Source organism: Paenibacillus sp. FSL H8-0282, from assembly GCF_037963825.1.
GTDB lineage: Bacteria > Bacillota > Bacilli > Paenibacillales > Paenibacillaceae > Paenibacillus_AQ > Paenibacillus_AQ odorifer.
This window is the reverse complement of sequence record NZ_CP150146.1, coordinates 913,451-939,494: the sequence shown is the minus strand read 5'-3', so window position 1 is coordinate 939,494 and position 26,044 is coordinate 913,451. Positions and strand designations below refer to the sequence as shown.

Below are 26,044 nucleotides of genomic sequence, written 5' to 3'. Positions count from 1 at the left end.
CACCCTAATCTAACCCAGATCTTTCCTTACAAATAGCCGCAAAATTAAAGATATGCTGGATAAATTAAAGATTATCGTGCTATCAGGGCTCGATATCCTGGCAATGAGTGGGTCGTTAAACATATGTTGGTTGAAAATATAAAGAGGATGAAGGAGCGTGGTCTCTTTTGCCTCTTATCTCCGCCACTCCGCCGCATTCACTCATTTCAAAGGCATTTTTGCCTCTCTTTTACGCCACTCCGCCATTTCACTCCAATCAGAGGCACTTTTGCCTCTCATATCCGCCAATCGCCGCATTCGCTCATTTCAAAGGCATTTTTGCCTCTCTTTCACGCCCATCCGCCGTATTCGCTCAAATCAAAGGCACTTTTGCCTCTCTTTCGCACCACTCCTCCGAATTCACTCATTTCAAAGGCACTTTTGCCTCTCTTTCACGCTAATCCGCCGCAATCGCTCATTTCAGAGGCACTTTTGCCTCTCTTTCACGCCAATCCACCGCATTCGCTCAAATCAGAGGCACTTTTGCCTCTCTTTTACGCCGCACCACCGTATCGCCGCCTCCCTCACACTACCCAGCTACGAAAAAAAGATTGCCTCTCCGTCATCAACGATGACCTTGAGGCAATCTTTTTTCAAACCATCCGATTTAGTTACTTTCCTTGCTTCTCCAGCAGGTTCAGAATGATTGTTACTGCTTCGGCCCGGGACGCTACCTGGTTTGGTGCGAAACGATTTTGTCCTATGCCATTCACAATGCCCGCTTCTGCTGCTGCCGCAATATATGGTACTGCCCATGCGGGTACATCCTTAGCATCATTGAAGGTTAAGGTCGCTTTTGGATCTACTGTAATACCCAGAGCCCTAACAACCATAACTGCTAATTCAGTGCGAGTAAGCTCCTGCGTAGGACGGAAGGTACCATCATCATAGCCGCTGATAATTTGCAAAGCTACTGCCTGAGCTACAAAGGACTTGGCCCATGCCGGAATCTTCGCTGAATCTTTAAAGCTTGAAGTGCTACCACTGTCCGGCAATTGCAGGGCACGAGCCAGCATAGTGATAAATTCAACCCGATTTACTTTCTGATTAGGACGGAAAGTATTATCCGGATAACCGCTAACGAAGCCCCCTGCTACTGCTTTCTCAATAGCCGCTGCTGCCCAATGGCTGCCAGTATCCGTCAATGATGGTTTGACTACTGGTGTTGCAGTTGGTGTAGGCACCGTTGTTGGTGCTGGTGTAGCTGTTGGTGCTACTGTTGGCGTTGGCGTTGCTGTCGGTTTTGTTGTTGCCACTGGTCCTGTTGATGATCCTGTTGTTGGTGCTGTCGTTGGCGCCGTTGTCGGTTCCGTTGTCGGCGCTGTTGTTGGTTCCGTTGTCGGCGCTGTTGTTGGTTCCGTTGTCGGCGCTGTTGTTGGTTCCGTTGTCGGCGTTGTTGTCGGTTCTGGTGTTGGGTTTACTTCAGGATCTGCTTCCTTAATAATACCGAACTCTTCCAGAACGTATGGTTTAGCATCATTAATATTCTGATCGATCTCATAAGATACAGCTGTTAATTTGCCAGCATCTACAGTAATACCTACAAAGGTCTGAACTTGACCGCGTTTGGGACGCGTAGCATCACTTGGGTCCGGTCCGTATTTAGCTGCTGTATTCTCATTTGCTACTTCGAAGAGATTATAATACGCATCTCCCAATTCTGGTTTCATGTTCTTGTAGTAAACCTTCGCTCCCGCTGTAGCTGGGATCAGATAGATCGTTCCATCTGGATTTACTGTGTACTCTACAGTTTGACCATTGAAGCTTTCCTTGATCTTCACTGTGTCTGCCGCAGTTCCATCAGCTTTAATTGGCTTGGTCCGGGCATAAATATGGTCGTGGCCTTGAAGAACTAAGTCAATGCCCAGTTCAGCCATCATTGGAGCAACCTTCGCTCTTTCTCCATTTGTACCCATAATGTCTTTGTCAGTAGCATGGTTAGAGGTTGTGTATGGACCTTTATGCATAGCTACGATAATCCATTTCGCACCAGCAGCTTTCGCTGCTTTTACGTCAGCCTTCATCCAATCCAACTGTGCTTGGCTGAAGTTAGCAAATTCATCGGAATTCTCATTTGTATTCAGGACTACAAAGTGAGCATTACTGTAATCATAGGAATAATAAGCTCCCGTTTCTGTTGCAGAGCCCGGTGCTTCCTTAATATTGTAGTGCTCATAGAAGGCATTTGCCTTATCCTCATGATTCCCTGCCACTGGCACGATTGTCGTGTTAAGCAGGGTGTCTTGCGAATGACCAAGCAGCCAATTCCATTGGGATTCATTAGTTCCGGTATCCACGATATCTCCGTTAATCGCCACAAACTCAGCATTCGGGAACGTCGTAAGTGCTTTTGCCATCGTTTCACCGGAAAGAATCGCTTCATCTTCGGTCTTAGCCTGTGTATCAGCCAAATCGATAAAAGTAAATGCTCCTGTCTTAGCGGCAGTTTCAAAAGTTCCCACTGCACTCCACAGGCCTAGTGCTTTATCCCCTACACGGAAGTAGTATTTTGTATCAGCTTTCAGGCCAGAAGCTTCCGCTTTATGAACTAATTCATCCTTTGAATTTCTGGAAACCGCCGAACGTCCTGTAAACTCAGCAGCCTTAGCAAAGTCTGGAGTAACGCCCGTATTTTCTACAACCTGCAGATCGTTTCCAGTAGACTTCAACGCTGTGTACCAAGTGAAGCCTTTTGCACTCACTGGGTCGCCATTAAAGGTAACTGTAACTTTTTTAATCGAATCCGTTGAAGCGATAGCAGCTTCTGAATTTGTTCTGTCACTTACAGCTTTGATAACAAATTGATAGGTTTGGTTTGGATTAGTATTTTCTACAGTGTAAGTATAAGAGGCTTTACCTTCTTCATTAGGAACACTGACCGTCCAATTTGCCGATACCAGATCATTTTGCTCATAAATACGATATCCAGACACTGGTGCACCGGAAGCTGGCGCATCCCAAGTCAACGTTATTTTACCACCATCTGCTGCAGTAGCCTTTGCATTTTGCACAGGTTTAACTGCTACTTCCGATTTATGAATGCTGTAGTTATCATACAAGTCTGTAGAACCACCAGTTGTTGTGGTGTAGGCTTCGTAAGAAAGCTCATCATTCGTTACCGTCATCCCCGTGAACATTTCCTTACCAGGCTGTCCGTATTTAGCTGCAAACGGGAATGTTCCTGAAGCTACGTTGTATTTCTTGTTGCCCGCTGCATTTGTAATCAGGTATAAAGTACCCTTAGGATCAGTTACTACTCCGTTTGAGTCCGGAACAATATCCGTCAATGGCTTGTTGTTGTACATCTGATAACTTCTAGCAAAGGTGTGGTCATGCCCGCCAATTACCATGTCAATGCCAAGCTCGTCAAATACCTTCGTTAATTGCGCTCTGTAAAAAAGTACATCTGTATCATTGGTGTGATTGGCAACGGAATAAGGAGATTTATGCAGAAGCACAACCTTCCATTTCTGATTGCTTTTTGCCGCTTCGCTACGAAGCCACTCCACTTGTTTATTGTAAATTTCGTTATTCTCAAGATTTGAGCTTGCACCATAATATTCTGTATTAATTACCATAAAGTGCGCTGAACCGTAGTCAAAAGAATATACAGAACCATCAGGTTTCGCGCCTGTATTCGAAACATTCGGCAAATTAAAATGAGCGCTATAATTGCTATAATTTTTGCTTTCATGGTTGCCTACCAAAGGGACCAACGGAATATTCGCTAAAATATCCTTAGGCTTATTGAAAAACCATCCCCATTGCTCCTCAATATCACCGTTATCCACCAAATCACCAGAATTCAGAATAAACTCACTTTCCGGGAATTTAGCTAATCCTTCTTGAAGGGTATGATTCCAGATATCAAAATCTTCTTCAGTTGTTCCTTGGGAATCCGTTGTATATAAGAATTTATAAGCCTGATTACTGGAGCTTTCTGTTTTAAAAGTTCCTACGTCACTCCAGTTATCAGCTTGTCCATCCCCAGCACGGTAAGCATATTCCGTTCCCGGCTGCAGATGATCCGCTATTACCTTATGGCTGGTTAGCACAACTGGTTTTTTAGCTGATTTATCCGCTTTTGTCATATACACACTAGTTGTAACGGATGTCCCTTCATAAGATTGAGCGCCTGCCGCTGGAAACTGGCCATTCTCCAATTTAGAAGCTTCTACTACTTCCAGTTTGGTGCCAGTCACACTTTCAGGTGCATACCAGTTGAATCCCATACTAGTCTGCGGGTTGCCATTAAAAGTAATTGCGATAGAATCAGGCTTCCCAACTCCAGGTTCTACTGTCTCCACTACAGGATAAGCAATCAGGCTCATATCCCAATAAAGGTCAGAGCTAGTGTCGCCCGTCTGGTGAACTTCAGCTGAAAGCTCATTACTTCCATCCTTCAGATTGGCTTTTACGATTTCCGTTAGGTCAACCTTTGTATACTCATTTGGATCACTGCCATTAGTTGTACTAAGTGTCTGATAGTCGATTTCACCAGCTGGCATAGCCTCGCGGTAGATTTCTGCACCATTCAGATACAGCACTACTCCGTCATCAAATGCAAAATTACCTAATACTTTATCCGATTTCGTAATTTCTTCCTTATTCACAGTTACATTTGTCCGGAAATAGGAAGTACGATATTTCTTCTTTTTATCCGTGCCGTAGCTTATATTTGTATTCAGAGCACCAAATTGCTTGCTGCTGACTCCGGCCCCAGAATCTTTATAACCAAGCGGCGCTTGGCCTGATGCCCATGTAGAATCATCGTAAACAGACCGCCATACCGAACCTTGATCCGTTCCGTTATCTAGATATTTCCATGTAGAATTGCCCGCCAGTAGTGTTATTGGCTCTAGCGTTTGTAATTGCAGTAATCCAGCATCCTCATTGCTGTCTTCTGCAAAAGCTGGCATTCCTGTAAATGTAAGTCCCAGTACCATAACGAAGGCTAGTGTCATGGATACTGCTTGTTTTAATAACCTGTTCATAATCAGTCTCCCTTACTGTTATTATGAAATGCTTGCATCCATTCATAGTAACTACTAAATATTTTCACAATGTACGGATTGATCCACTAGTTTGTAAAAACGGCTTGTGTATTTAATCAGGCAAAAGTGGTTACAGTAACGGCAAGGTTATGATCAAGGAGGACAAACATGGACGATACTCAGGCTTTTGTAGACAAAGTACACGACACCCAGAAGAAAGCAGAAAAGAACAAACAGAATCACGGTAAAGGAACACCAAGCCAAAAGCTGCCTAATAAACAGCACAGTAAATAGAACACGCCTACACGAAAACAAAAAAAGCAGCAAACCCTCCCGGATCGGAGTGACTTGCTGCTTTACTTTTTGTATATTGAGCTTTGCTTTTAAAGGAGTTATTTACTCCATTTCACCACATTGACGGCTACCTTCTCTAATTGCGCCTTGCTCAAAGCCTTGTCTGGAGAACTAATCGTCACAAAACGATCATCCAGTTTATAGGTCAAAAACAATGAATCGCTGGTAGGGCTGTACCACTTAGCTTCTGTACCATTGGAAAGCTTTACGGTATCGCCTTTGTAATCATAGGAGTAGTCACGTGGAGAAACGTTCACCCTCATATGGTCGAACAAAAAGTACACTCCATCTTCAGAGCTAGCTGCTTTTTGAAAAGCGTCTCCACTCACCATTTGTGCTGGTGCATAAACCGTTTTAAACCCATCGAAATTTGCAAAAGCTTTAGAAATTTGTTCTTTTTGAGCGTTGCTGTACTGTACTGGTGTTAATGTATCTTTATCCGGCACCACAGTTCCAGTACCCAGAATGACCTGATTCGCTGCCGCATCAAAAGTCACTGGCACCTTCAACACATCAGCCAAGGCACGTACAGGAAGATAGGTTGTATTGTTATAAGTAATCGGAGCTAATGTGTTACCTTTATTATCAACAGGCGTATAAGCTGCACCATTCACTTTAAATCCAATGCTGTGATTGAGGTATGCGGTGATTTTTTGCAGCTTAGTTCCTGCGTACACACCAGCCGAACCTGTAATTGCCATCCCAAATACCATCGTTGCTATAATGAACTTTTTACTTTTCATATGTTATGCCTCCTTAGAAGATCAATCTCGGTTTTTACTTTAGCTCAAGTTTTAAAGGAATATGTCTCTAAGTTGTATTTAACTTGTACCCAATTTGTAAAGAAACTATTCATCTGGAGCTCTGGTTTGTATAAGAAAAACAGCAACCCGCTTATCCCATAAGGAATTAACGGATTGCTGAGGGCTTTAACCTTGATACGGAGTTGTAACCTTATACACTTCTGAATATAAAATTTCTCTATAAAGTTGGAATTCTTCTTCATCAACAGGGTTAGGGTAAGTCATAATTAAGAGTGGTAAATCTTCATTTCCTTCACGCAAAGGAGGCTGCACATAATCGTAAGGGTTCAAATGAAAGCCCAGCCGCTCATAAAAGCCGATTCTCCGCTGCTCCATTTCACCCAGTGGCCGCTCAACTTCCAAAAGGACAGGCTTGTTAGATAGACTGATGTATTCAGTCATCAGCTTTTTGCCAATTCCTCCACCTCTGATGCTCGGGTCGACTGCTATATGTTCTACAAAACGAAAGCCGGGAAACTCCCAGCAGGCCATAAAAGCAACAATTTTACCCTCAGAATTCATCTCGGTAATGAGACGATAATCTGGAACGTCCAATAACTCCTGTTGTCCCTCAAAGGTTCTGATCTCAGAAGTAGGAAATGAGGCTTCCATAATAGCGAATATTTCATCAAAAGTTGTGTGATTCATAACATAAGTTCTCACTTTCTGGATTTGTGGTCTATTATAAGTTTACCTTACACATATTATCTTAACCCGAAATTCATTAAGAACTCAAGGTACTAGTACCTGGTACTAGGATAACGTGATATACTAAATAGAACAGTTATACACATCTTGTTTGATATAGGAGAGGTTCATATTGGATAATCAGCAATGGATCGCACCTGAGTTCTACAATCTCACTTCGGAAATGGAAAGCCATGCTCCTGAGAAGATTGCGCTTAAGTGGTTAAATGAGCAAGGAGATTATGAGGAAATTACTTACGGTGAATTACGCAAACAAGCTAACCGGCTGGCCGGAGGACTTGCGAAGCTTGGGCTGCAACAAGGGGATCGTGTTCTTGTTATGGTTCCACGCCGCATCATCGCTTATGTCATCTATTTAGCTTGTCTGAAACAAGGACTTGCCATCATTCCATCCTCAGAAATGCTGCGTGCCAAAGATTTATCCTACCGCCTGCGCCATTCTGAAGCCAGAGCCGTTATTGCTTGGTCCGAAGTAACCGGGGAAGTGAATAAAATCTCAGAGGATCTTCCTGCTCTCGATTACCGTCTTTCCGTATCTGGCAGCTCAGACGAACTCGGTGAAGGCTGGCTGGATCTAGAAAGTCTGATGGTTGGACAACCAGATACCTTTACAGCAGTCGCAAGCCGCCGGGATGATATGGCTATTCTCGCCTACACCTCAGGTACTACCGGCAACCCTAAAGCGGTCGTTCATAGTCATGGCTGGGGTTATGCTCACTTGCGGATCACCTCACCTCAATGGCTGGATATTCAAGGATCTGACACCGTCTGGGCAACAGCAGCTCCCGGCTGGCAAAAGTGGATCTGGAGTCCCTTCTTAACCGTTCTTGGTAACGGAGCTACAGGTTTTGTATATAGTGGATCCTTTCATCCCAAAAAATATTTGCAGCTATTGCAGGATCACAAAATTCAAGTATTATGCTGCACCCCAACGGAATATCGTCTAATGGCTAAAACAGAAGACTTAGGTCGTTACGACTTGTCTACCCTGCGTTGTGCAGTATCTGCCGGAGAGCCATTAAATCAAGAGGTCATTAACACCTTTCAGCGTGAGTTCGATATCACAATCCGTGATGGTTACGGCCAGACGGAAAGCACCCTAATTATCGGAACACTCAAAGATACTCCAATACGCATTGGTTCTATGGGTAAATCAATCGCTCCCGGCTTAGTCGAGGTTGTGGACGAAGAGGGTAAGCCACTACCTGCTGGAGTGGTTGGTGATATTGCCGTACATTTGAGTATGCCAGCCCTGTTCCACACTTATTACAAAGATCCCGGTAGAAAAGAAAGCTCCACACACGGCGAATTCTTCATAACCGGCGACCGGGCAAAAAAAGATGAAGATGGTTATTTCTGGTTCGAGGGTCGTGGGGATGACATCATCATTAGCTCAGGTTACACTATCGGTCCTTTCGAGGTAGAAGAAGCATTGATGAAGCATGCCTCCGTCAAGGAATGTGCGGTCGTAGCCAGTCCAGACGAGATCCGTGGGCACATTGTTAAAGCATTTATCGTGCTCAAGGATGAGATTGTTGGTTCACCAGAGCTTGTAAAAGAGCTGCAATCCCATGTTAAAGAGTGGACAGCCCCTTATAAATATCCGCGCAAAATCGAGTTTATTCAGGATCTTCCGAAGACGACCTCCGGTAAAATACGGCGAGTAGAGCTTCGTGAGCAGGAGAACCAAGCTGCGCAGGAATAAACATAGCCATATAAAATTCACCTTATTAAAAAATAAAGAGCAGCTAGTCCATAAATGGACTGCTGCTCTTGTTTATTTGGCATCAGGCCGTTACTCGGACCAATATTTCGCATCCGGGTTCAGCGCCGCACCAACTTCGCCTTCTAATACTAAATCGCAATCGAGGTAGCCCTCTTCATCCAGGAAATAAACCTCCTGCTTGTAGAACTCGCATAAGGTCTCCAGGAATTTATCAGGCGAATCATACATCACAATTAAATCACCGAAATCATGGAGCAGGTCACATACCTGTTCCACACCCTCAGCAGACTTGTAATAACAAATGAAATCACTGCCATAGTTCGTTAAGATAGGCAAGATAACTCCATCAGGATGTTGACCTTTTTCCTCCAATATCCCAGCTAATACCTTCATCTCCTCTTCATATTCATCCATATGAATCAGGCGGTACCCTGGAATAAATTCGATAAGGCTTGGTTCCTCTTCCTCACTGCTTGTCCCTGAGACAGTGCTATAAATAGCTTTCAGCAGTTCAGGAGTCTCCGGCAAAACAGCCGTAATCTTTGCTTCGTTACCACCCTTGCCCAAGCTGGCAATATAATCAGGGCGTAATTCTGCGGACAGCTTAAGGTATTCTTGAAATTGTTCTGTCAATTTATTGGTGTGCATATTGTCATCCTTTACTTATTTGCGGAAGTCCACATCTTCATCAGCCACGTATCGAAGTCAGCGCCTTTTTCACCTTCATAAGCGTCGTACACGTCAACTCTCATCTTCTTCAGCTTCTCTTTGAAGTCCTCGTAAGAATGATCTCTTGGCAGGCTCTTTTTAATTCTCAGCAGGATCTTGGATACGCCTTTAACTAGTTCAGGCTTGTTCTTCGATGGCACCTTAACGTCTTCACCAAAAGCCTTCAGCTTAAGGTAAGCAGCTTCTTGAACTGTATATACAGGATCGCTCTCCATTAAACGCGTCAGGATATCGATAATTTGTTTGTGGTTGGTCTGTCCCAGCTCTTCAACTGCTTCTAGACGCGCTCTCCAATCCGCAGAGCGGTTGGCAGCTTTCTTTAATTCCTCATAATTCTCCGGTAGTTCATTGTTCAGTTCTTCGATCATTCCGTTCAATCCCCTTCTATTAAAAACTATCTATCTTACAGTAACAGTATAACCAACCATTGCGCAAGCTAAGAGAGGAAGATCTTTGCATGAATTCATGTGAATATCATATTTCCGCAAAAATATGGGTAAAGTATCCGGAGTAAGTCCCCAGCGCAACATTCTATCGACTATATACGTTAGTAACTAGAGAAATTCAGACAATACATCAAGGAGAGTGACCTAAGTTGAAAAAGCATACCTTCATGCTAGCGTTAACCATTGTACTAAGTGTGGTGCTTGGCGCCTGTTCCAGCAACAACAGTAACAATGGGGCTGCCATTGAAACGAATCTAACTGCAAAAGAAATGGTCGATCAAATGCTGAGCAAAGTAGAGCAGCCATCATTAATGGAGCTTGATGCGGCTACAGTCGAACAGCTATATCATCTCAACCCAGAATTGCTTGAAGATTATAGCATTAGAATGCCTATGATGAATGTGAAAACTAACGAAATCGCCGTTCTGAAAGTTAAAGATGTAAAAGATATGACTACTGTTGAGGATGCCATCAAAGCGCGTGCAACAGATGTTCAAAAACAATTCGAAACCTATCTGCCTGATCAATACGAAAATGCCAAGAACTATAAACTTATTAAAAAGGGTAACTATTTCCTGTTCGTTATTGCTGATCCTGCGGATCAAGATAAACTCGTAGCAGACTTCGATACTTACTTCACAGAAAAATAAATAACCATGGTATTCAGCAGCCTACTTTTCCTATTCCTATTCCTGCCGGCTGTCCTAGCGCTCTATTATGTTTCGCCCTGGCGAATCAAAAACCTCATATTGTTTTTAAGCAGCCTGTTTTTTTATGCTTGGGGCGAACCTGTCTACATTGTAATCATGTTGCTGTCCACCATTACAGATTACAGCTTTGGTCTACTTCTCAGCAGACCAAAGCTGACTGCGGTGCAGCGCAAGTGGATTGTGGTTAGTTCCGTCATTATTAATCTAGGCTTATTGTCGTATTTTAAATACGCAGATTTTCTCATCCAAAATATAAATGGACTCCTCGGTACACATATTCCTTTAACGGATTTACCTTTACCTATTGGGATTTCATTTTATACTTTTCAATCCATGTCCTACATTATTGACGTCTATAGAGGAACTACGAAAGCACAACGCAATTGGATTGATTTCGGTACATTTGTAGCCCTGTTTCCACAGTTAGTAGCAGGTCCGATTGTTCAATATAACACCATTGCCGGGCAACTACGTGAACGTACGGTCGATATCCCCATGTTCGCAGAAGGTGTACGGAGATTCATAATCGGATTAGCCAAAAAAGTACTGCTCGCCAACAACATCGGTCTGCTCTGGCACACCATATCCAGCTCCAATCTAGATTCCCTGCCTGCTTTTACCGCTTGGCTTGGGGTTATTGCGTTTGCTTTTCAGATCTATTTTGACTTCAGCGGGTATTCGGATATGGCTATTGGTCTCGGTCTCATGTTCGGCTTCCGCTTTAATGAGAACTTCAACAAACCTTATATCTCTCAGAGTATTACTGACTTTTGGCGAAGATGGCATATTTCCCTTAGCAGTTGGTTTCGTGACTATGTCTACATCCCGCTTGGAGGCAACCGCCAGGGGTTAGGCGTTCAAGTGCGCAACATCCTCATCGTATGGCTGCTCACGGGTATCTGGCACGGGGCCAGCTGGAATTTTCTGCTCTGGGGATTATACTTCGGGGTCATTCTTATCTTTGAAAAATGGTGGGGATTAAAGCTATTAAGCCGCCTCCCCCGTTGGACAAGACATTTATATGCTGTAGTACTTATACTCATCGGATGGGTCTTGTTCGCTTTTGAAGAACTTCCTCTGGTCATTGGCTACTTACAAGCGATGCTTGGCTTTAATGGACAGCCGTTATGGAATAACACCACTTTATACTTCACTTACACGAACGCAATTCTACTCGTGGTGTTAACCTTTGCCTCTACACCTGTGAAAATCTCCAAGCGGATAGATTCTAGATCGGTTCCTGCTCTTGTTTGGTATGGCGTGTTATTTTTCCTATCTGTTGCCTACTTAGTAGATGCAACCTTTAATCCATTTTTATATTTCCGGTTCTAACCATTAGGGGGTGATTGTTTATGAAGCAGAAGACGGATCGAATCCTGGCTGGGGGATTTGTTGCAACGTTATTTCTGGTCGCTATCCTCTTTTTCTTACTGCCTGTTCAGCGTTTCTCTGAGCTTGTGAACCGGTATTTGCAAAAGGCCCCCCATCTGACATGGGACAATTTATTATCCCATACCTATGCGGAAGAGGCCGAAAGCTTTGTAACTGATCATTTTCCATTTCGGGCCAAATGGGTATGGGTGAAATCGGCGGTGGAACAGATGAGGCTACAGCAAGAGAATAACGGAATCTATAAAGGAAAAGACGGCTATCTTTTCGAAAAATTCGCAGCACCTGATTACACTAAAGTTCAGCAATATGCAGCAGCTGTGAAACGCTTTGCCGATAACAATCCCGATGCAAACACCACTTTCTTATTGGCACCTACATCGGTTGGCTTGTACAAGGAACGTCTACCCTGGTTAGCTCCTGTCTACTCGCAAGCTGAGGTGAATCAAACAATAGCTAAGGATGTAGGAGATAGCCTTACTTTTATAAATGGATTTGATGTTCTTAGCCCACATGCCGCAGAACCCATTTACTATCGGACCGACCATCACTGGACAACCTACGGTGCCTACTTAGCTTATGTAGCCTATGCTCAAAGCATGGGCTGGCAGCCTCTGTCCCAGAGCGAATACCAGATTCAGACTGTGAGTAATTCATTTCTCGGAAGCTATCATACCCGGGGGCAATTTATCGGGGTCACACCTGATTCCATTCAAATGTACAAACCTAATCATGAGGTATCCACCCAAATGTACATTCAAGATACCGGTGAGACTTTAAAAAGTATGTATGACCTAAGTTATCTGGAGAAAAAGGATAAGTACTCTTATTTCTTAGGGGGCGTACATGCGCTAATGAAAATCACCAGCCAGCTTGATCCAACAACGGTCAAACAGAAAAAGCTGCTCGTCATCAAGGACTCTTATGCACATAGCGTTATTCCTTTCCTGACTCAGCATGTGCCTGAAATCCATGTGATCGATATCCGTTATTATAATGGAAACATCAGTGATTATATGGCTCAAAATGATATCAAGGATGTCTTGCTGCTTTTTAATACGGCTACTTTTATTGATAATGCGGCGCTATTGAAGTTAAATTAAAGGCACTCAGGGAATAGGTGTTGTACGTAACTGCGGGAATGTTGGACTTTCGGTCGCAGTTGTCTCCAGATGTTTTTGATTTTACCGCTATCAGCGGATAACCTCCGGAGACAGCTTATGCTTCCGATGCGAGCTTTCCTTAGGAAAGCTTTCAGGCGAACGCTAACGCTCCTACTGTTCCAAAATTCCCTCCTTAACTTCAAACCAAATACTAAAACTAATATATGAGTCCTCTAATCTGGACTCGTATTTCAGATCGTTTTTAGCAAGTATCTCCGCGACGATGGACAGGCCAAGTCCAGTACCGGAGATTTCTTTATTTCGAGACTCTTCAATTACATAGAATGGGTCCCAGATATACGCTAAATGTTCCGTTTTCAGGCGAGTGGTTTTATTGGAGATCGTAAATTTTAATGTACGCGTAGTGTCACTCCGTAGTTTTATTTCAAAAAAATCCTCTTCACCATATTTAATGGCATTACTAATTAAGTTGTTGAATACTATCTCGATTTGGCTGATATCTTCTTCAACGATAGAGGATTCAAGCGAATGAAAGTCGCTCATTAAGGTTATGTTTTTATTTTTTAACGTAATATTATAATGTGAGATCACTTTTAGCAGAAGCTCTTTAAGATCAAAAGGCTCTTTATGCACTTCTGACTTCTGGATCTTGGACAATTTAATTAAATAATCCACCATATCCGACGTATACTTCACTTGCTCCAAAATGATATCCGTATACGTGCCATCATCCAGACCGTCCTGAATGCCAATCGTATAGGCTTGGATTAAGGATAATGGTGTTTTCACTTCATGCGAAATGCTTGAGATAAGGGTATTTAAACTTTGATTTTTCTCCTCTAATTTGGCATGGGTGCTCTTTAGACGCTGACTCATCTGATTGATGCTTTTCGAGAGCTCTTCGATTTCATCCCCCGTTTGAATCGTCACTTGTTTAAAATCGAGATTGGATATATCCTTCGCGACATCCTGTAATTGTTCTAACGGTGTAATGATCTTTTTTGAAAAATAAGCCACTAACAGCAAACTGATAATAATCCCCAGTAGAATGGAGTAAAAGCTGAATTGATTTACGAGGGTCAAGGCATCTGTATTGTGCACAACCACAGTTCCTATGAGGATTAGACTGCTATCCTGCTCGTATATTTTCGTTAACAGACTCGATTTCAATTTGCCCTGATTAAATAAAAGATTAACCGTGTTGCCTTGTTTTACTTTTTGTAATACCTCATCTGTGATCCAAAATTTATTAAGTGCCACCTTATCTTTAAACAACGCAAATTGAATATTTTCGTTAATTTCTGCTGTACTTCCACTGTTTTCAACCCTAACAATCGTTACGTTATTATTGTTCTCGATCCTGCTTTCATTTTCCATGAGTTGATCCAAACGGAGATCCTTTACTTCGTCATAAATGGTGTTGATCTTGGTTTTCATTTTGTATAGGTAATAATCTGCTGAGAAATAGTTGTGCAGGAAATAAGACGTACCAAAAACAATCAGCAAAATAATGCTCACCATGATCAATAACTTCGTACTTATTTTATGAATTTTTATCATGGAAGCTGTACCCCATTCCCCTATGCGTGATCACGTGGTCAGCCCCAATTTTATCGCGCAGCCTCTTAATATGCGTATCTACCGTTCTTTCTTCGCCCAGATAATCCATTCCCCAAACCGCAGACAATAAGGCATCTCTGGATAAAATACGTCCTTTATGCTCATACAGGAAGGTTAGCAATTCAAATTCTTTTTTATATAACGCCAGTTCGGCCCCATTCTTGTACACTTTCTTCCGCTCAAAATCGATTTCTAAATCCCTAATCGCAGCCACTTTTTCAGTGCCTAGCATTTTTTTAATTCTAAGCATCAAAATCCTTGGGTCGAATGGTTTTCTTATATATTCATCTGCTCCTATATCCAAGGCACTGAATTCATCATCATGGGAAGACCTTGCGGTCAGCATTACAACTTTAGCCAAACTAACCTTCTTGATTTCATTACAAACCTCAAGCCCGCTTCGCTTAGGCATCATCCAATCCAGCACCACAAGATCAATCCTATTGGAAAAAAAGAGCTCTAGCGCTTCCTCACCATCCGCTGCTGTCCAAACGTTATAGCCTTCTTTTTCAAAATAAGTCTTCAATATAGTGGTCATGTGTTTCTCATCATCCGCAATTAAAATATTCAAAGTAGATTCTCCTTCCTATAGTTATCAGAAGAAAAAGGCGAAATCCTTTACAGGTTTCACCTTTTCATATATTTTCATGCTACGTTATTGCAACTTCTCTAGCCCCTTCGTCAGTACGTTCCATATCGGGTTATCGACTGTCTTTCGATCAGGCTGTTCACCCTTCTCTATCGCTTCCCAATACTCCCAGGTTGGAGGCTCAGTGCCAAGTTCATAATCCATGCCATCCCAAGTATCCTCCCGGAACGCATAAAACGCCCAGTGCCAGCCGTAATCATCAAAAATCGAGATTAAATCAGCCAAGTATTGATCTGCTCCTTTTACAAGCCGGTTCGTGCCAAATTCTTCAGCGACAATACGATTAGCAGGGATGTTATTTTTTTCTGCCCACTGTGCGATAGGTTCTAGAAAATCCTTTAAGGCTTTCTTATTGAATGCTTTTTCCGTCTTCTCCTCACCTACTTTAACTGTTCCAGGATATTCATAGGTTAAGCCTTTTTTCTTATTTTGGCTGGTGAGTTCGTAGGGTTCGTACATATGAAAAGCATATAATACATTCGCATCATCGATGGGTTTCAAATATTTAAAGGCCCATGGTGTAGCATACAGACCAGAATTGACGATAATAGGGGTTTCCGTATCTACGGTTCGAATCGCTGTCACAATAGTCTCATATAAAAGATTCAAATCCGCCGGAGTATTCTCCACTGAGCTATACCATTCGTTGTAATCCTCTGTCCAGAAATCATTAAATCCAGTAGCTTGTTCAGGATGTGGCTCATTAATAAGATTATAGCCGACCACCGCAGGATGATCTTTTAATCTTTCCGCAAGATCCTTCCAAAATGTTGCCGCTTGTTCATGATAACTGAAATCCTTCCAGATTCGATCATCATTTGTATAATTATTAAACTGCCGCCACCGATCGCCGGGCAAACTAAGGACTGTCAGCACTACTTTTGAACCCCGCGCCTCGGCTGCATCCAAGTCTGCTTTTAACGCTGTAAAATCATCCTCAACAAGCCCCTCGTATTTATCTGCATTCCCTATTAAAAAGTCTTTATCTGGATTAGCATCCGGTTGATCGTTAAACAGGAAATCACTATCTTTTGCCCATTTATCTGGCGCAAGTCTAATGAACTCTATATTATTTTCTTTCGCTGCATCATAATTTTCGGGTATAGATTTGGAATTCATGAAATTTGTTCCTTTACGCTGTTGATCCCAGAAAGCGATCTTCTCATTGACCTCTTCCTTTACCTCCTTCTCCGGTTCAAGATTTGCTTGTGGTGTTGCTGCACTGCATCCTACGACTGCCAACAAAATCAATACGATAAATCCTTTAAACTTCTTCATTCTCTCACCTCGTAACCTATCGTAGCCAATCTCTGTTACAAGAGTGTCACAAGAGATACCTAAAAAGACTGCCCTAAGGATGTCGGCAGACATTCTAGGACAGCCCGATCATATTCATAGAATATAAAATAAATGCTTACTGATTAGTACTTCGACGGGAATGTGACTCCGCATAGGCATCATGACGAAAGTTCAGAATAGGATCTTCAGAGCATTCAATGCCGGCAGGTACAACTGTCGGATCAAAGACGTACTCTTGAGCCTTCTCGTCTGCCACGCCGGTGATCGACAAATGGCCGACAACAATCCGTTCCCGGTCTTCAGGCCAAGCAGACGTCGGGTCATCCGTAGGATCTCCCTCCTGTCCGAGGATTACTGTCAATTGAAACGCCACAGGACCTTTGGACAGTCTCTCGATTAGTTCATCCTCCAAATAATCGGGAGATCGATTCTCCACCTCTTCCTGGGCCAGAAAGTGCAGACCCGCTTCCGGTTCCCACTCATATTTAATAGCCCGCCGCTCGCCAGCAGCATTGGTGAAGTAATAGGCATGAATGGAATGATAAAGGTTGGTTGCAAAACTGAGTGGCGGTTGCAGCATTTTCACGGCTTGAAGCCCAGCCCGGCTTTCCGAATACTTCTCCATGACGGCTTTGAATTTGTCTGCAATAGTCGCTCCCTCAAACGAATTTTCTTTAATTGTACGTAAGATATTAATAAAGGATTGCGGTGTTTTGGCAAAAAAGATCGGCAATGTAATTGTCACCAAACTTGTCACGCCCCCATCAGGCAATACAAACTGAACCGCCATTCCTTTTGCAGGCGAAAAAACATCAGGGATGGACGGATTAGTCGAGCTATTGGAGAAGCGTACGAGAGCTTGCACCTCTTGATTTTGCAAATGTGCAGCTGTTGTTAAAGGACCCGCTTGGCCGTTAGGGGTGAACACCGCCTGGTAGACAACACCTTTGGCGTGCGCGCGTCGATAACCCGGATATTTGCCTGCTACCTCCTCAATGGAGTTTACCGCTTCTTCTGCGAGTTCAGACGACACTAATTTATTATTGTTCATTTTCGTTCACCTCTTTGTAATTTATCAGAAAGGAAAAGGGGACAAAGCCCCCTTTTCTAGTTATTTAGCTTTGTGATGCGTCAAGCAAGTCGTTCCAGGCCTTCGTAATTCGCTGTCCGCGCCAAATATCTCTGACCGTGGCATCGGGATAAGCACTGTACCAGCCGGATGCAGTGATCTGATGATTGGCGATGAAGTCTTTCGCTTCCGAAGATTCAATTCCCGGAAAATCCTTCACTTCATTAAACATGTTATTCAACAACTCTGGAATTTCAGTTCCAAAATCATCGATATAACTATCCCAATCTCCATCATAAGCCGTCGCGAACAACAGCCGCGTGTCGTTATCAAAGATTACGAAGCGCATGTCGTGAACGGTCGCGATCTTCGCCATCGTTTCGGCTTGTCTTGATGCGCTTTTTTTCAGCTTCTCACGGAGACGATCCGCCCCACCTTCTTTAAGCGGCGCAATGATGGTAAGCTCAGATATTTCACCTTCCCGCAGGCCGGCACGTCCAGCGCTTGTAATCGGATTAGTCTGATCTTGTCCTTCTAACATGTTAATTCCTCCTTAGATATATGTTGATCCAACTCTGCCATCCACCGTAATGCAGTCATACTGGGAACAAAGAAATACTCCCCGCCTTTGGTGATTGAAAAACTTGGAATTTCTTTCATCCGGTGGCGAATAGGTTTGTCCGGAATGGTAAACATCCCTTCCCCCTCATTCTTACCGGTAATAGGGTCTTTCTCGGTTGACATGCCCGCGAAATTGCCTCCATTTAACCAATCGCTCTTGATAAACTCGAATTGGCGGGACAATGAGCTGCATATACCTGCAAAAATAAGGCCTCTATCCTGACCATCATCCTCCATTACACCTTTTGGCAGTATAGGGCCATACATCGTTGACCGCCGGAGCAACCGGTGAATGTTCACATTAACAACCGAATCCTGCAAGCTGTCTCGGGGAAATGCACGACGGATATGCGAGCTTACCGGACATTTCAACCCTTTATGATCATCCCCGTACGTAAATGCGTTCCGTCGGCTGACGTCTTCGCCCAGTGCCGGGTCATCTGCTTCAGGAGCCAGACTTAAAGGGGCTCCGCTCGGCCATCTTCCTACCATTTTAGCGGCCAAAAGTTCTTCCTCTTCCCGGTTATCCGCATGCTCCCGCAAATAACGACGGAAAGTCGCGACCCTCATATGCAATTTACGGAAACTGAGGTAACTTCCATTGTGGCCAAGTTCTGCCGGCTGTGGTCCCTGTGTTATAGTGCCGGATTCATTTAAATGCCCGAACAGGAATTCACCGGCTTTAATCTCCGCTTCCTGCCCCACCGCATTGGGTATATGGTTTCCTTCGATTCTCGGATTGCTGATTCCATCCATGAAGCCCAGATGAGTACGTCCGTCAGGATTCATTCCGACATCCAGCTGGTAAACGACGGATACACCATTCAGTTCGCAGTGGATTCGATGGGCTGCTTCTTCTGCTTGAAGCAGCGCTTCTTTGGTAGGCGCGAACAGAGCAAGCGCCACATCGACTTTGTCAGTACCCAGCGGGTCTTCCCAGTGCTCCGGGCTGCTTTCGTTTACATCCCCTAGCTTAGCTGCCCGGGCAGCCATGCCCTCCCGGAACTCCAGGTCGAAGCTGTTGAGTGACTCCTTGGGAATCCCCAGCTTCTGGAGTCCTTGATAGGTAAAACCAACGTTGACCCAAGCACCTTCGTGAGGATTATTCCACTGTCCGGCCGACGTCACTTCGTCGAGAAGCCGCTTCAGCATCACTTTCCCGTCCTGTTGATGATCGATAGACAGCAATACATAGGTTCCTACGTAGGGGGTAGGCCGTTCTTGTAAGACGATTCCTTGAATGTCATCATAATTCAGTTCTTCCGTTTCTGTACCTATGACGCTCACTCCTCCCTCGTCTTAAAGTTGTTTTCATAATATTAAAAACGGGTATTCTCTCATCCGTCTCTCGATCTAATTAAACTTAGCCCTAAATGGTTAATCAGGTTAACAGTCCTCCCCAACTAGACAATAACGGTACATTGTCTAAAAAATAGACACATCGTTAGATTTGTCTAAAATCGAGACAAAAAAAGAGATATTCCAAAACCGGACCGGCTTTAGAACATCTCTTATCTTCGACTAACCTCACAAATCATATTCATAGTTATCAAACTTGCCATCTGATGCGAAGACATATTCGCAGCTGTTCTCACCCCATCTAGCTATAACACTAAAGACGCGACCCGAAGTGGGAATATCACTGGTGGATGCTGGAGGGTTCACAAATTCATATTTCCCTTCGACGAGTGTTACAGGAACTTCTACAATTGGAAGCTGCGATTCATCAAAGCTCTCAGTTAGATAGGCCATCTTTACTGTGACTTCACTCGGTGCGTAATCTCCAAAGTCGACCTGCAGTTTCTCCCCTGGTTTCAAACGATGCAGCCCCGTTAGAAGCGTAGGTTCACTATGCCAAGCCGTATAGTAAAAGGAAGCCCGATCATAGTCCGCTCCATTCCAGCTCGTCTTTAGAATGACATAATTCTCTATAGCATCTGTACTATTCTCATGTGTAATGATAAGGGGCGATGGCTCAGCAGGGCTTTTGAAAGAGCTCTCGGATTTACTCATTATTCCTCCGCGTTCCCCAAGCACCACCGCACCAATGATAACTACTGCCAACAGCATCAATGAAATCAATAATATCCTTTTAGACTTATTCCTATATTTGATAATAGCTCCCGCCTTTCCTTAAACTTCTAACCCTTCTTTCATTTAACACTTGATCATCAAGCCATGCAAGTAGGTAGCTGATGAATTATATAGAAAATCCAAGAGTTAACTCTCCTTCTATCATATTCTATTTCTAGGAGGTGAATATAAGATGACCATTCAGTTTGTAGATTTAAGACTATCCAACCAAGCTGCTTCTGATGCTACACCAGCAGTTATTCCACTAGCAGCGACTCCCCTTGTTTTTGGAGATATTGGTATTCAGACCGCAGGCGTGTCGGCTGAGAATCAAGGCAATGTCCGCGTACTTTTGACCGGATTTCTAAAAGTAGAAAACAATCCTCTTTTCAATACCAATACCGTTAATGTTCGCAGAAACGGAACGATCATTTTCACCACGACATTTGGGGTTGCGATCAGCAGAGAAAATGAAGCTTTCGGTTTTACAGCAGTAGATATTCCACCACCAGCGGCTGTCGCAACAGGGCAAATTCAGTACACAGCAGAGATCTTCACAAATGCAGCTGCAACAGATCCCTTTAATAATGTCCAAGCCAGAAACTTTAGTGGCGTTGCAGCTGCGGGTAACTCCTAACATGAACATGTAGTGGGTGAGGGAGCGAATTGCCCCTTTAAAAACAGAAGCTCAACCAAAGGTACTGGTTGAGCTTCTGTTTATTCCCCAAATAATAGATTCAGAATCCGTTCATCCGCCTTTCGGTTCTTCCCTTTATAAGGATAACAATGAATATGAATCGCTGGATTAAAGTTAATCTCAATAACGCTATAGTTCGTATCATTGGCTTCTTCCTTGATGTCATCAATCATCATATCCACTCCACAAAAAGTGGCGCCCGCAGCTTTAGCCGCTTGAATCGCCCGAGCCTTATAACTATCTGGGATCTCATCCGTAAAATCCAGGCTGTCACCACCCGTGCTAATATTAGAGTTCTCCCGAAGATAGATGACTTCGTTTAATGGAGGAATATCACTCCAAGCCTGAGCGTGGTTGTTCAAGAACATCGCTTCTGCTTCACCGATCTGAATTTTCTCAAGTGGTGTCTTATACCCACGGCCTCTTAACGGATCCTTATTTTTCTCGTGCACTAGTTGTTCAATCGTATGTACACCATCTCCAATCACATTTGCAGGAACCCGGTGCAATACTCCGACTACTTCATCACCCATGACAAGAAAACGATATTCTTTACCCGTCATGAATTCCTCTAGTAGCACTGTTCGATCAAACTCGAAGGCGATTTCGAAGGCTTTTTGATAATCTTCTTTAGAGAAGTCGTCTGTAAAAATAGTAATGCCGAGTCCAAAATTGGTTGATTTGGGCTTAATCACAATAGCCTTGTTACGGTAAGTGCCATGCGCATTCATTGCCTCTTCCAGATTTCGAAAAGCTTCTCCTGCGGGAACACGAATGCCTTGCTGTTTAAGAACTTCTTTCGTAACGATCTTATTCTCCATGATTAATACCGTACTATAAGAATCAAGGGAGGTCTTCGTAGCTTGCTTAATATATTCTTTATGATCACCTTGCGTAAGAACTACAAAGTTCTCTTCCCGATCGATCAATTGAAACTTAATGCCACGTTTAACCGCTGCCTTCAAAAGAAGCTGTGTAGATAGCTCCAGATCCTCATATCCCACAAAACGGTATCCATTCGCAAGACTTTCCTTAGCATATTGTTTAGCTTTATTCAGATGGTATTGTACAAAAGAGGATTGTTGAACTTCCGACTTCACAATAGCTGCAAAACTCCGGTCTGGCTCTACAATTTTATTCTTAGCTCCATGCAATACGTTCAAAAACACTTCATTCTCCGGGTTCAACAGTTGGATCATATTCTGCATCTCATGAATACAAGTTAATGCCTGCTGCTCCATCGTTGTACATGAATCCCCGTAATCATGCAAACATCCCTTTATTCCTTCCATGATTAGTTGATCATGATTAAGATTCGCCATCTTCTGATCCTCTACTCCGAACGGTTCGTCCTCCTTCAGCAGCATATACAGGATAAAAAGATGAATGAAAATCATCGTTTCTTTGCCGATTCCTATTTTGTAGAGTGGATTCAGATCAATAAACCGAAGCTCCAAATAAGCTATCCCATCTTGCATCAGTTCCTCTAAAGGGTGTTTGCCTCTTGCTGTCTTCACTCTAACCGGACTATAAAACTCTTTTACACTTAATAATTCTTCCGATTCGATCAAAGCTTGTAAATCATGAACATAATCCTTTAACGAAGCAAAAGATACATAAAGAGGTTTTTCATTTCGATACCCACATTCGCTATTCCGCAGTGAATTCATATTCTGATAATAAAAGCTTTTGTCGTCATCTGTTTCCCCGCGAGCTACACATTGTTCCATATAAGTCTTATCAAAAACAGGGCTGGCGCCTGTTAAATAGATAAGAAGCCAACGGTACCTCAATAGGTTACGGGCTATTTTTAAGTAGGTAGCGTCTTTGAATTCTTTAAAGCTCACCTGTGGATCTGTTATGTCATGAAGCTGTCTCAGAAATTGTTCATCAAAAGAGAAATTGTAATGGATTCCGCTCAGCAATTGTCTTTTGCGACCGTATTTGTCTGCTAGCTGATGTCTGTATTCATCCTCAATCGGATTACCCATCTTGGCAATGGGGATGTCCTGATCATTCGGTAGCCTTGGAGGATTACTACTCGGCCACAGATATTCTTCCTTGAGCTCAAGCGACACAATATCCTGCAGCGCCTCCAGAAAGTTATAAGTCTCATCAATAGAATCAAAAGAAGGGGTGACCATTTCAATTTGACTCTCTGAGAAATCGGTTTGAATATACGGGTTCTCCATTTTGTTGCCAAAAGCTTTAGGATGTGGTGTCAGCGCAAGCCTTCCCTCTGGATCCACTCTGACATTTTCTTTTTCCAGTCCAAATTCGCCGTGAAAAAGCTCCTTATTCAAATGGTTATCCCTCAGAAGCTGTATGAGTTTACGATTTAATAAAGCCATTTCAACGATCATCCTTTGCTTAGTAGTTTATCTGCTGTTTGTTCATTTTGAATAAAGATCTTCTAAACCAGAACACAAGAATAACCCCTTTAAACACACTGCTTAGAGCAATCGACATCCACACCCCATTCAGGCCAAAAGGTTCGGATAAAATCAAGGCTAGTGGAATTCGCAGTGCAGTAAATGTAATACTGAAGATCGGCGGGATATGAGTTTGGCCAATGCCGTTAAACGCACCTACTGTCATTAATTCCATACACATAAATAATTGAGAGTAGCCAATGATGCGCATATAATCAGTGCCTAATTCCAGGCTTGTCTGATCTGATAAAAACAAGGAAAATAGCTGCTGCGGGAACGCAATAAATATAAGCGATATGATCACGCCAAAGATGGAGGTTAAGATCAAAGCCTTACGATATCCCTGCCCTATACGGTCCAATCGGCGTGCTCCATAATTTTGTCCAAAAAAGGCAGCAATAGCTCCCTGTAGTCCTCCAATAGTCATATAAGAAATAGATTCAATTTGAATCCCTACTTTTTGCACCGCAATCGCATCCGCCCCAAAACGTACAATGATCTTAGCAATGACGATCGATATGAGCGTAAAGGTGACCCGTTGGATTGTGATCGGAAGTCCCATACGAATTACTTCTTTCATTTGACGACTGTCCCATGCTGATGTGTTCGAAATGATTTCTGACTTTCTTGTCTTTATGATAAAAAGAGCCGTAACTAAGATGTTCGCTGTCAATGTTGCCGTGGCTGCCCCCGCTACTCCCCAACCTTCAAAACTGCCCCAGCCAAAAATTAAAAATGGATCAAGGACGATATTAACCATAAGACCAACAGAGAAGATCTGAAACGGTTGTTTACTATTTCCCATCGAGTTTAAGAGTGTGGCAAACAAAGTATTTACGATGGAAAATACCGTCCCGAAGATCGAAATCATTAAAAATTGTCGTGCCATCCGTTCAACTTCATCACTTCCAAGACCAAAAAAACCAATCAACTGATTGTTGGTCAACAGAACTAAACTCATATAGAGAAGTCCTAATAAAATAGACATCGCAAACCCGTTTTTCATATAAGATTTAGCCTTCTCTATCTGGCCAGATCCCATACAAAACGCAACCTTAATCCCTGTACCGATCGTAATCATAGTCGACAATGCAATCGCTAGATTAATGAAAAAACTCGCCGTGCCAATCGCGGCAACAGGACCACTTCCCAATCTTCCAACCCAAATCATATCGACGAGGCCATAGGTTGTGGAGATGAAATTCGTCGCAATAATGGGAAGCGTTAATTTCATTAAGGTAGGCATAATAGGACCCTGAGTCAAATCATTCATGCCCTGAAATTCCTTCAAATCTAAAAACACCTTCTTCATCTGAGTTTCAGATTTATTATATAACCAAACACTTATATAATCAATTGATTATATTTGAGCAATCTACTCAGAACTCCTAAAAAGTATATAAATTGTGTAGACGTCAAAAGACAGTTCCTAATGCACAAAATGTGCCTACCGGAACTGTCTTTTTTTCGTAATTAAAATTTCTTTTGTTTTCAGTCGAAAAGCTATTGAAAATGGAATATAGTTCGTTTACAATAAAACCAATAAAAAGTTCTATAATTATAGAACTAATAAATGTTTCAGTAACTTACTCAAAGGATGGAGAAGCTCATGGAATATAAAGTAGAAGTCGATTTTGCCCCCATGTATGAATGTGTGAACAGTATGACTGCTTTTCTAAGCAAGCAGAACCATACTGCTATGGATTCCGGTAAGCTCTGGGTACGTGAAGTCCAAGCAAGATTTGCCCCGATGTTGCTTCGTAAAATGCAAGAGGTCGTTAAGAAACTTGATGATTTCAGTTTGGCTCCCTACATTTGGTGCTGTCCAGTAGAACGTTCGGTTAGCAGCTTTCTGGATTGGTTTGATCGGTTAACTTCGGGTGAACTGTATGAAATATCTGGACGTTTCGGCCAATCGGTCCCCTCTAATCTTTCCGAGCTAAGGGACACTGCCTCTGACATCCTGCGCGAATGGAACGCGGGTTACTTCAATGGAATCGACCCTAATATCCTCAAAGGGCTTGAACAGGAAGCCGAGTCAAGACGAACGATACTGAATGGGAACAATGATATGGAAGTCTTTGAAGCAGCAACCGACGGAATGCGTCTCTATCCAACCGAACGTCTGAAGCAGGTCATTATCATTCCGCAATATCATGCCCGCCCACTGGTCACCACCTCTATGTTTGATGAATTCGTGTTCACTAGCTACTCTTGTGATGTTCTCCCTCCGGAAGCTGGCCGGCCTGCTCCAGCACTACTTCGCCTTACCCGGGCACTCTCGGATGAGACGCGGCTGTATATCCTTCGTTTGCTTACAGGCAAGCAGTTGAATTTCACGGAAATCGTGCGGGAAGTCGGACTTTCTAAAAGTACAATCCACTACCATCTGATCGCGCTGCGCGCAGCAGGACTGGTCATTGTCCATACCAACGTTAAAAGCACATCGTATAGCCTGCGATTGGAAGCCTTAAATGGGCTACCGCAACAGATTGGGTCATATCTAGAGAATCAAGCATAAACGCCTTAAGCGTCCTTATAAGGACTGTAAGCGTATATGCG

General features: G+C 43.2%; 21 protein-coding genes. 7 read left to right on the top strand and 14 right to left on the bottom strand.

Annotated elements, in window-relative coordinates; all coding sequences use genetic code 11:
• Window positions 1-650: 650 nt before the first annotated feature.
• Window positions 651-5,033 carry an S-layer homology domain-containing protein gene (locus NST94_RS04035; RefSeq protein WP_248549459.1) on the bottom strand — a complete coding sequence of 1,461 codons (4,383 nt, stop codon included), beginning with the start codon at window positions 5,031-5,033 and terminating at the stop codon, window positions 651-653.
• 168 nt (window positions 5,034-5,201) lie between these two features.
• Here NST94_RS04035 and NST94_RS04030 point away from each other — a divergent pair, with 168 nt between their 5' ends.
• Window positions 5,202-5,327 (top strand): DUF4023 domain-containing protein, encoded by a 126-nt coding sequence (locus NST94_RS04030; RefSeq protein ID WP_051491363.1) that lies wholly within the window; start codon window positions 5,202-5,204, stop codon window positions 5,325-5,327.
• Window positions 5,328-5,425: 98 nt separating this feature from the next.
• On the opposite strand, the gene NST94_RS04025 is transcribed toward NST94_RS04030, so the two are convergent.
• Both NST94_RS04025 and NST94_RS04020 read right to left on the bottom strand, forming a co-directional pair.
• Complete coding sequence (locus tag NST94_RS04025) at window positions 5,426-6,130, bottom strand: hypothetical protein (RefSeq protein ID WP_076130101.1); 705 nt, start codon at window positions 6,128-6,130, stop codon at window positions 5,426-5,428.
• Between the two features lie 186 nt (window positions 6,131-6,316).
• Window positions 6,317-6,838 (bottom strand): GNAT family N-acetyltransferase, encoded by a 522-nt coding sequence (locus tag NST94_RS04020; protein WP_036684918.1) that lies wholly within the window; start codon window positions 6,836-6,838, stop codon window positions 6,317-6,319.
• Window positions 6,839-7,007: 169 nt separating this feature from the next.
• Here NST94_RS04020 and NST94_RS04015 point away from each other — a divergent pair, with 169 nt between their 5' ends.
• A complete protein-coding gene (locus NST94_RS04015; protein ID WP_248549471.1) occupies window positions 7,008-8,603 on the top strand; it encodes an AMP-binding protein in 1,596 nt (531 codons plus the stop codon).
• Between the two features lie 90 nt (window positions 8,604-8,693).
• Here NST94_RS04015 and NST94_RS04010 read toward each other — a convergent pair whose 3' ends face one another.
• Both NST94_RS04010 and NST94_RS04005 read right to left on the bottom strand, forming a co-directional pair.
• Window positions 8,694-9,272, bottom strand: coding sequence for an SMI1/KNR4 family protein (locus tag NST94_RS04010; protein ID WP_076190140.1), 579 nt, complete (start codon window positions 9,270-9,272; stop codon window positions 8,694-8,696).
• An 11-nt stretch (window positions 9,273-9,283) separates the two neighbouring features.
• Window positions 9,284-9,721 carry a HEAT repeat domain-containing protein gene (locus tag NST94_RS04005; protein WP_036684913.1) on the bottom strand — a complete coding sequence of 146 codons (438 nt, stop codon included), beginning with the start codon at window positions 9,719-9,721 and terminating at the stop codon, window positions 9,284-9,286.
• 227 nt (window positions 9,722-9,948) lie between these two features.
• Here NST94_RS04005 and NST94_RS04000 point away from each other — a divergent pair, with 227 nt between their 5' ends.
• Genes NST94_RS04000 through NST94_RS03990 form a run of 3 tightly spaced genes read left to right on the top strand, consistent with a single transcriptional unit; the run spans window position 9,949 to window position 13,001 of the window.
• Window positions 9,949-10,449, top strand: a complete 501-nt coding sequence (locus tag NST94_RS04000) for a DUF4358 domain-containing protein (RefSeq protein WP_036684911.1) — start codon at window positions 9,949-9,951, stop codon at window positions 10,447-10,449.
• A gap of 6 nt (window positions 10,450-10,455) precedes the next feature.
• A complete protein-coding gene (locus NST94_RS03995) occupies window positions 10,456-11,841 on the top strand; it encodes an MBOAT family O-acyltransferase (protein ID WP_280753828.1) in 1,386 nt (461 codons plus the stop codon).
• A gap of 20 nt (window positions 11,842-11,861) precedes the next feature.
• Window positions 11,862-13,001 (top strand): DHHW family protein, encoded by a 1,140-nt coding sequence (locus NST94_RS03990; RefSeq protein WP_339281695.1) that lies wholly within the window; start codon window positions 11,862-11,864, stop codon window positions 12,999-13,001.
• 171 nt (window positions 13,002-13,172) lie between these two features.
• Here the strand turns inward: NST94_RS03990 and NST94_RS03985 are convergent, their stop codons facing one another.
• From NST94_RS03985 to NST94_RS03955, 7 genes are all read right to left on the bottom strand, one after another.
• Window positions 13,173-14,582 carry a HAMP domain-containing sensor histidine kinase gene (locus tag NST94_RS03985; RefSeq protein WP_081383602.1) on the bottom strand — a complete coding sequence of 470 codons (1,410 nt, stop codon included), beginning with the start codon at window positions 14,580-14,582 and terminating at the stop codon, window positions 13,173-13,175.
• Complete coding sequence (locus NST94_RS03980) at window positions 14,566-15,213, bottom strand: response regulator transcription factor (RefSeq protein ID WP_036684906.1); 648 nt, start codon at window positions 15,211-15,213, stop codon at window positions 14,566-14,568. The genes NST94_RS03985 and NST94_RS03980 overlap by 17 nt, the downstream gene beginning before the upstream one ends.
• Window positions 15,214-15,297: 84 nt before the next feature.
• Window positions 15,298-16,569, bottom strand: a complete 1,272-nt coding sequence (locus NST94_RS03975; RefSeq protein ID WP_248549454.1) for a cellulase family glycosylhydrolase — start codon at window positions 16,567-16,569, stop codon at window positions 15,298-15,300.
• 136 nt (window positions 16,570-16,705) lie between these two features.
• Window positions 16,706-17,641 carry a catalase family peroxidase gene (locus NST94_RS03970; RefSeq protein ID WP_248549453.1) on the bottom strand — a complete coding sequence of 312 codons (936 nt, stop codon included), beginning with the start codon at window positions 17,639-17,641 and terminating at the stop codon, window positions 16,706-16,708.
• Between the two features lie 64 nt (window positions 17,642-17,705).
• Complete coding sequence (locus NST94_RS03965) at window positions 17,706-18,200, bottom strand: hypothetical protein (protein WP_111502622.1); 495 nt, start codon at window positions 18,198-18,200, stop codon at window positions 17,706-17,708.
• Window positions 18,194-19,567, bottom strand: a complete 1,374-nt coding sequence (locus NST94_RS03960; RefSeq protein ID WP_248549452.1) for a Dyp-type peroxidase — start codon at window positions 19,565-19,567, stop codon at window positions 18,194-18,196. Before NST94_RS03960 ends, NST94_RS03965 begins: the two co-directional genes overlap by 7 nt.
• A gap of 240 nt (window positions 19,568-19,807) precedes the next feature.
• Complete coding sequence (locus tag NST94_RS03955; RefSeq protein ID WP_076130093.1) at window positions 19,808-20,362, bottom strand: hypothetical protein; 555 nt, start codon at window positions 20,360-20,362, stop codon at window positions 19,808-19,810.
• A gap of 184 nt (window positions 20,363-20,546) precedes the next feature.
• Between NST94_RS03955 and NST94_RS03950 the strand changes: the two genes are divergently transcribed.
• A complete protein-coding gene (locus NST94_RS03950; protein ID WP_036684901.1) occupies window positions 20,547-20,990 on the top strand; it encodes a hypothetical protein in 444 nt (147 codons plus the stop codon).
• Between the two features lie 80 nt (window positions 20,991-21,070).
• Here the strand turns inward: NST94_RS03950 and gshAB are convergent, their stop codons facing one another.
• Window positions 21,071-23,401 carry a bifunctional glutamate--cysteine ligase GshA/glutathione synthetase GshB gene (gene gshAB / locus NST94_RS03945; RefSeq protein ID WP_339281694.1) on the bottom strand — a complete coding sequence of 777 codons (2,331 nt, stop codon included), beginning with the start codon at window positions 23,399-23,401 and terminating at the stop codon, window positions 21,071-21,073.
• A 19-nt stretch (window positions 23,402-23,420) separates the two neighbouring features.
• Window positions 23,421-24,773, bottom strand: a complete 1,353-nt coding sequence (locus NST94_RS03940) for an MATE family efflux transporter (protein WP_339281693.1) — start codon at window positions 24,771-24,773, stop codon at window positions 23,421-23,423.
• A gap of 318 nt (window positions 24,774-25,091) precedes the next feature.
• On the opposite strand from NST94_RS03940, the gene NST94_RS03935 reads away from it, so the two are divergent.
• Complete coding sequence (locus NST94_RS03935; RefSeq protein WP_339281692.1) at window positions 25,092-26,003, top strand: winged helix-turn-helix domain-containing protein; 912 nt, start codon at window positions 25,092-25,094, stop codon at window positions 26,001-26,003.
• Window positions 26,004-26,044 lie beyond the last annotated feature (41 nt).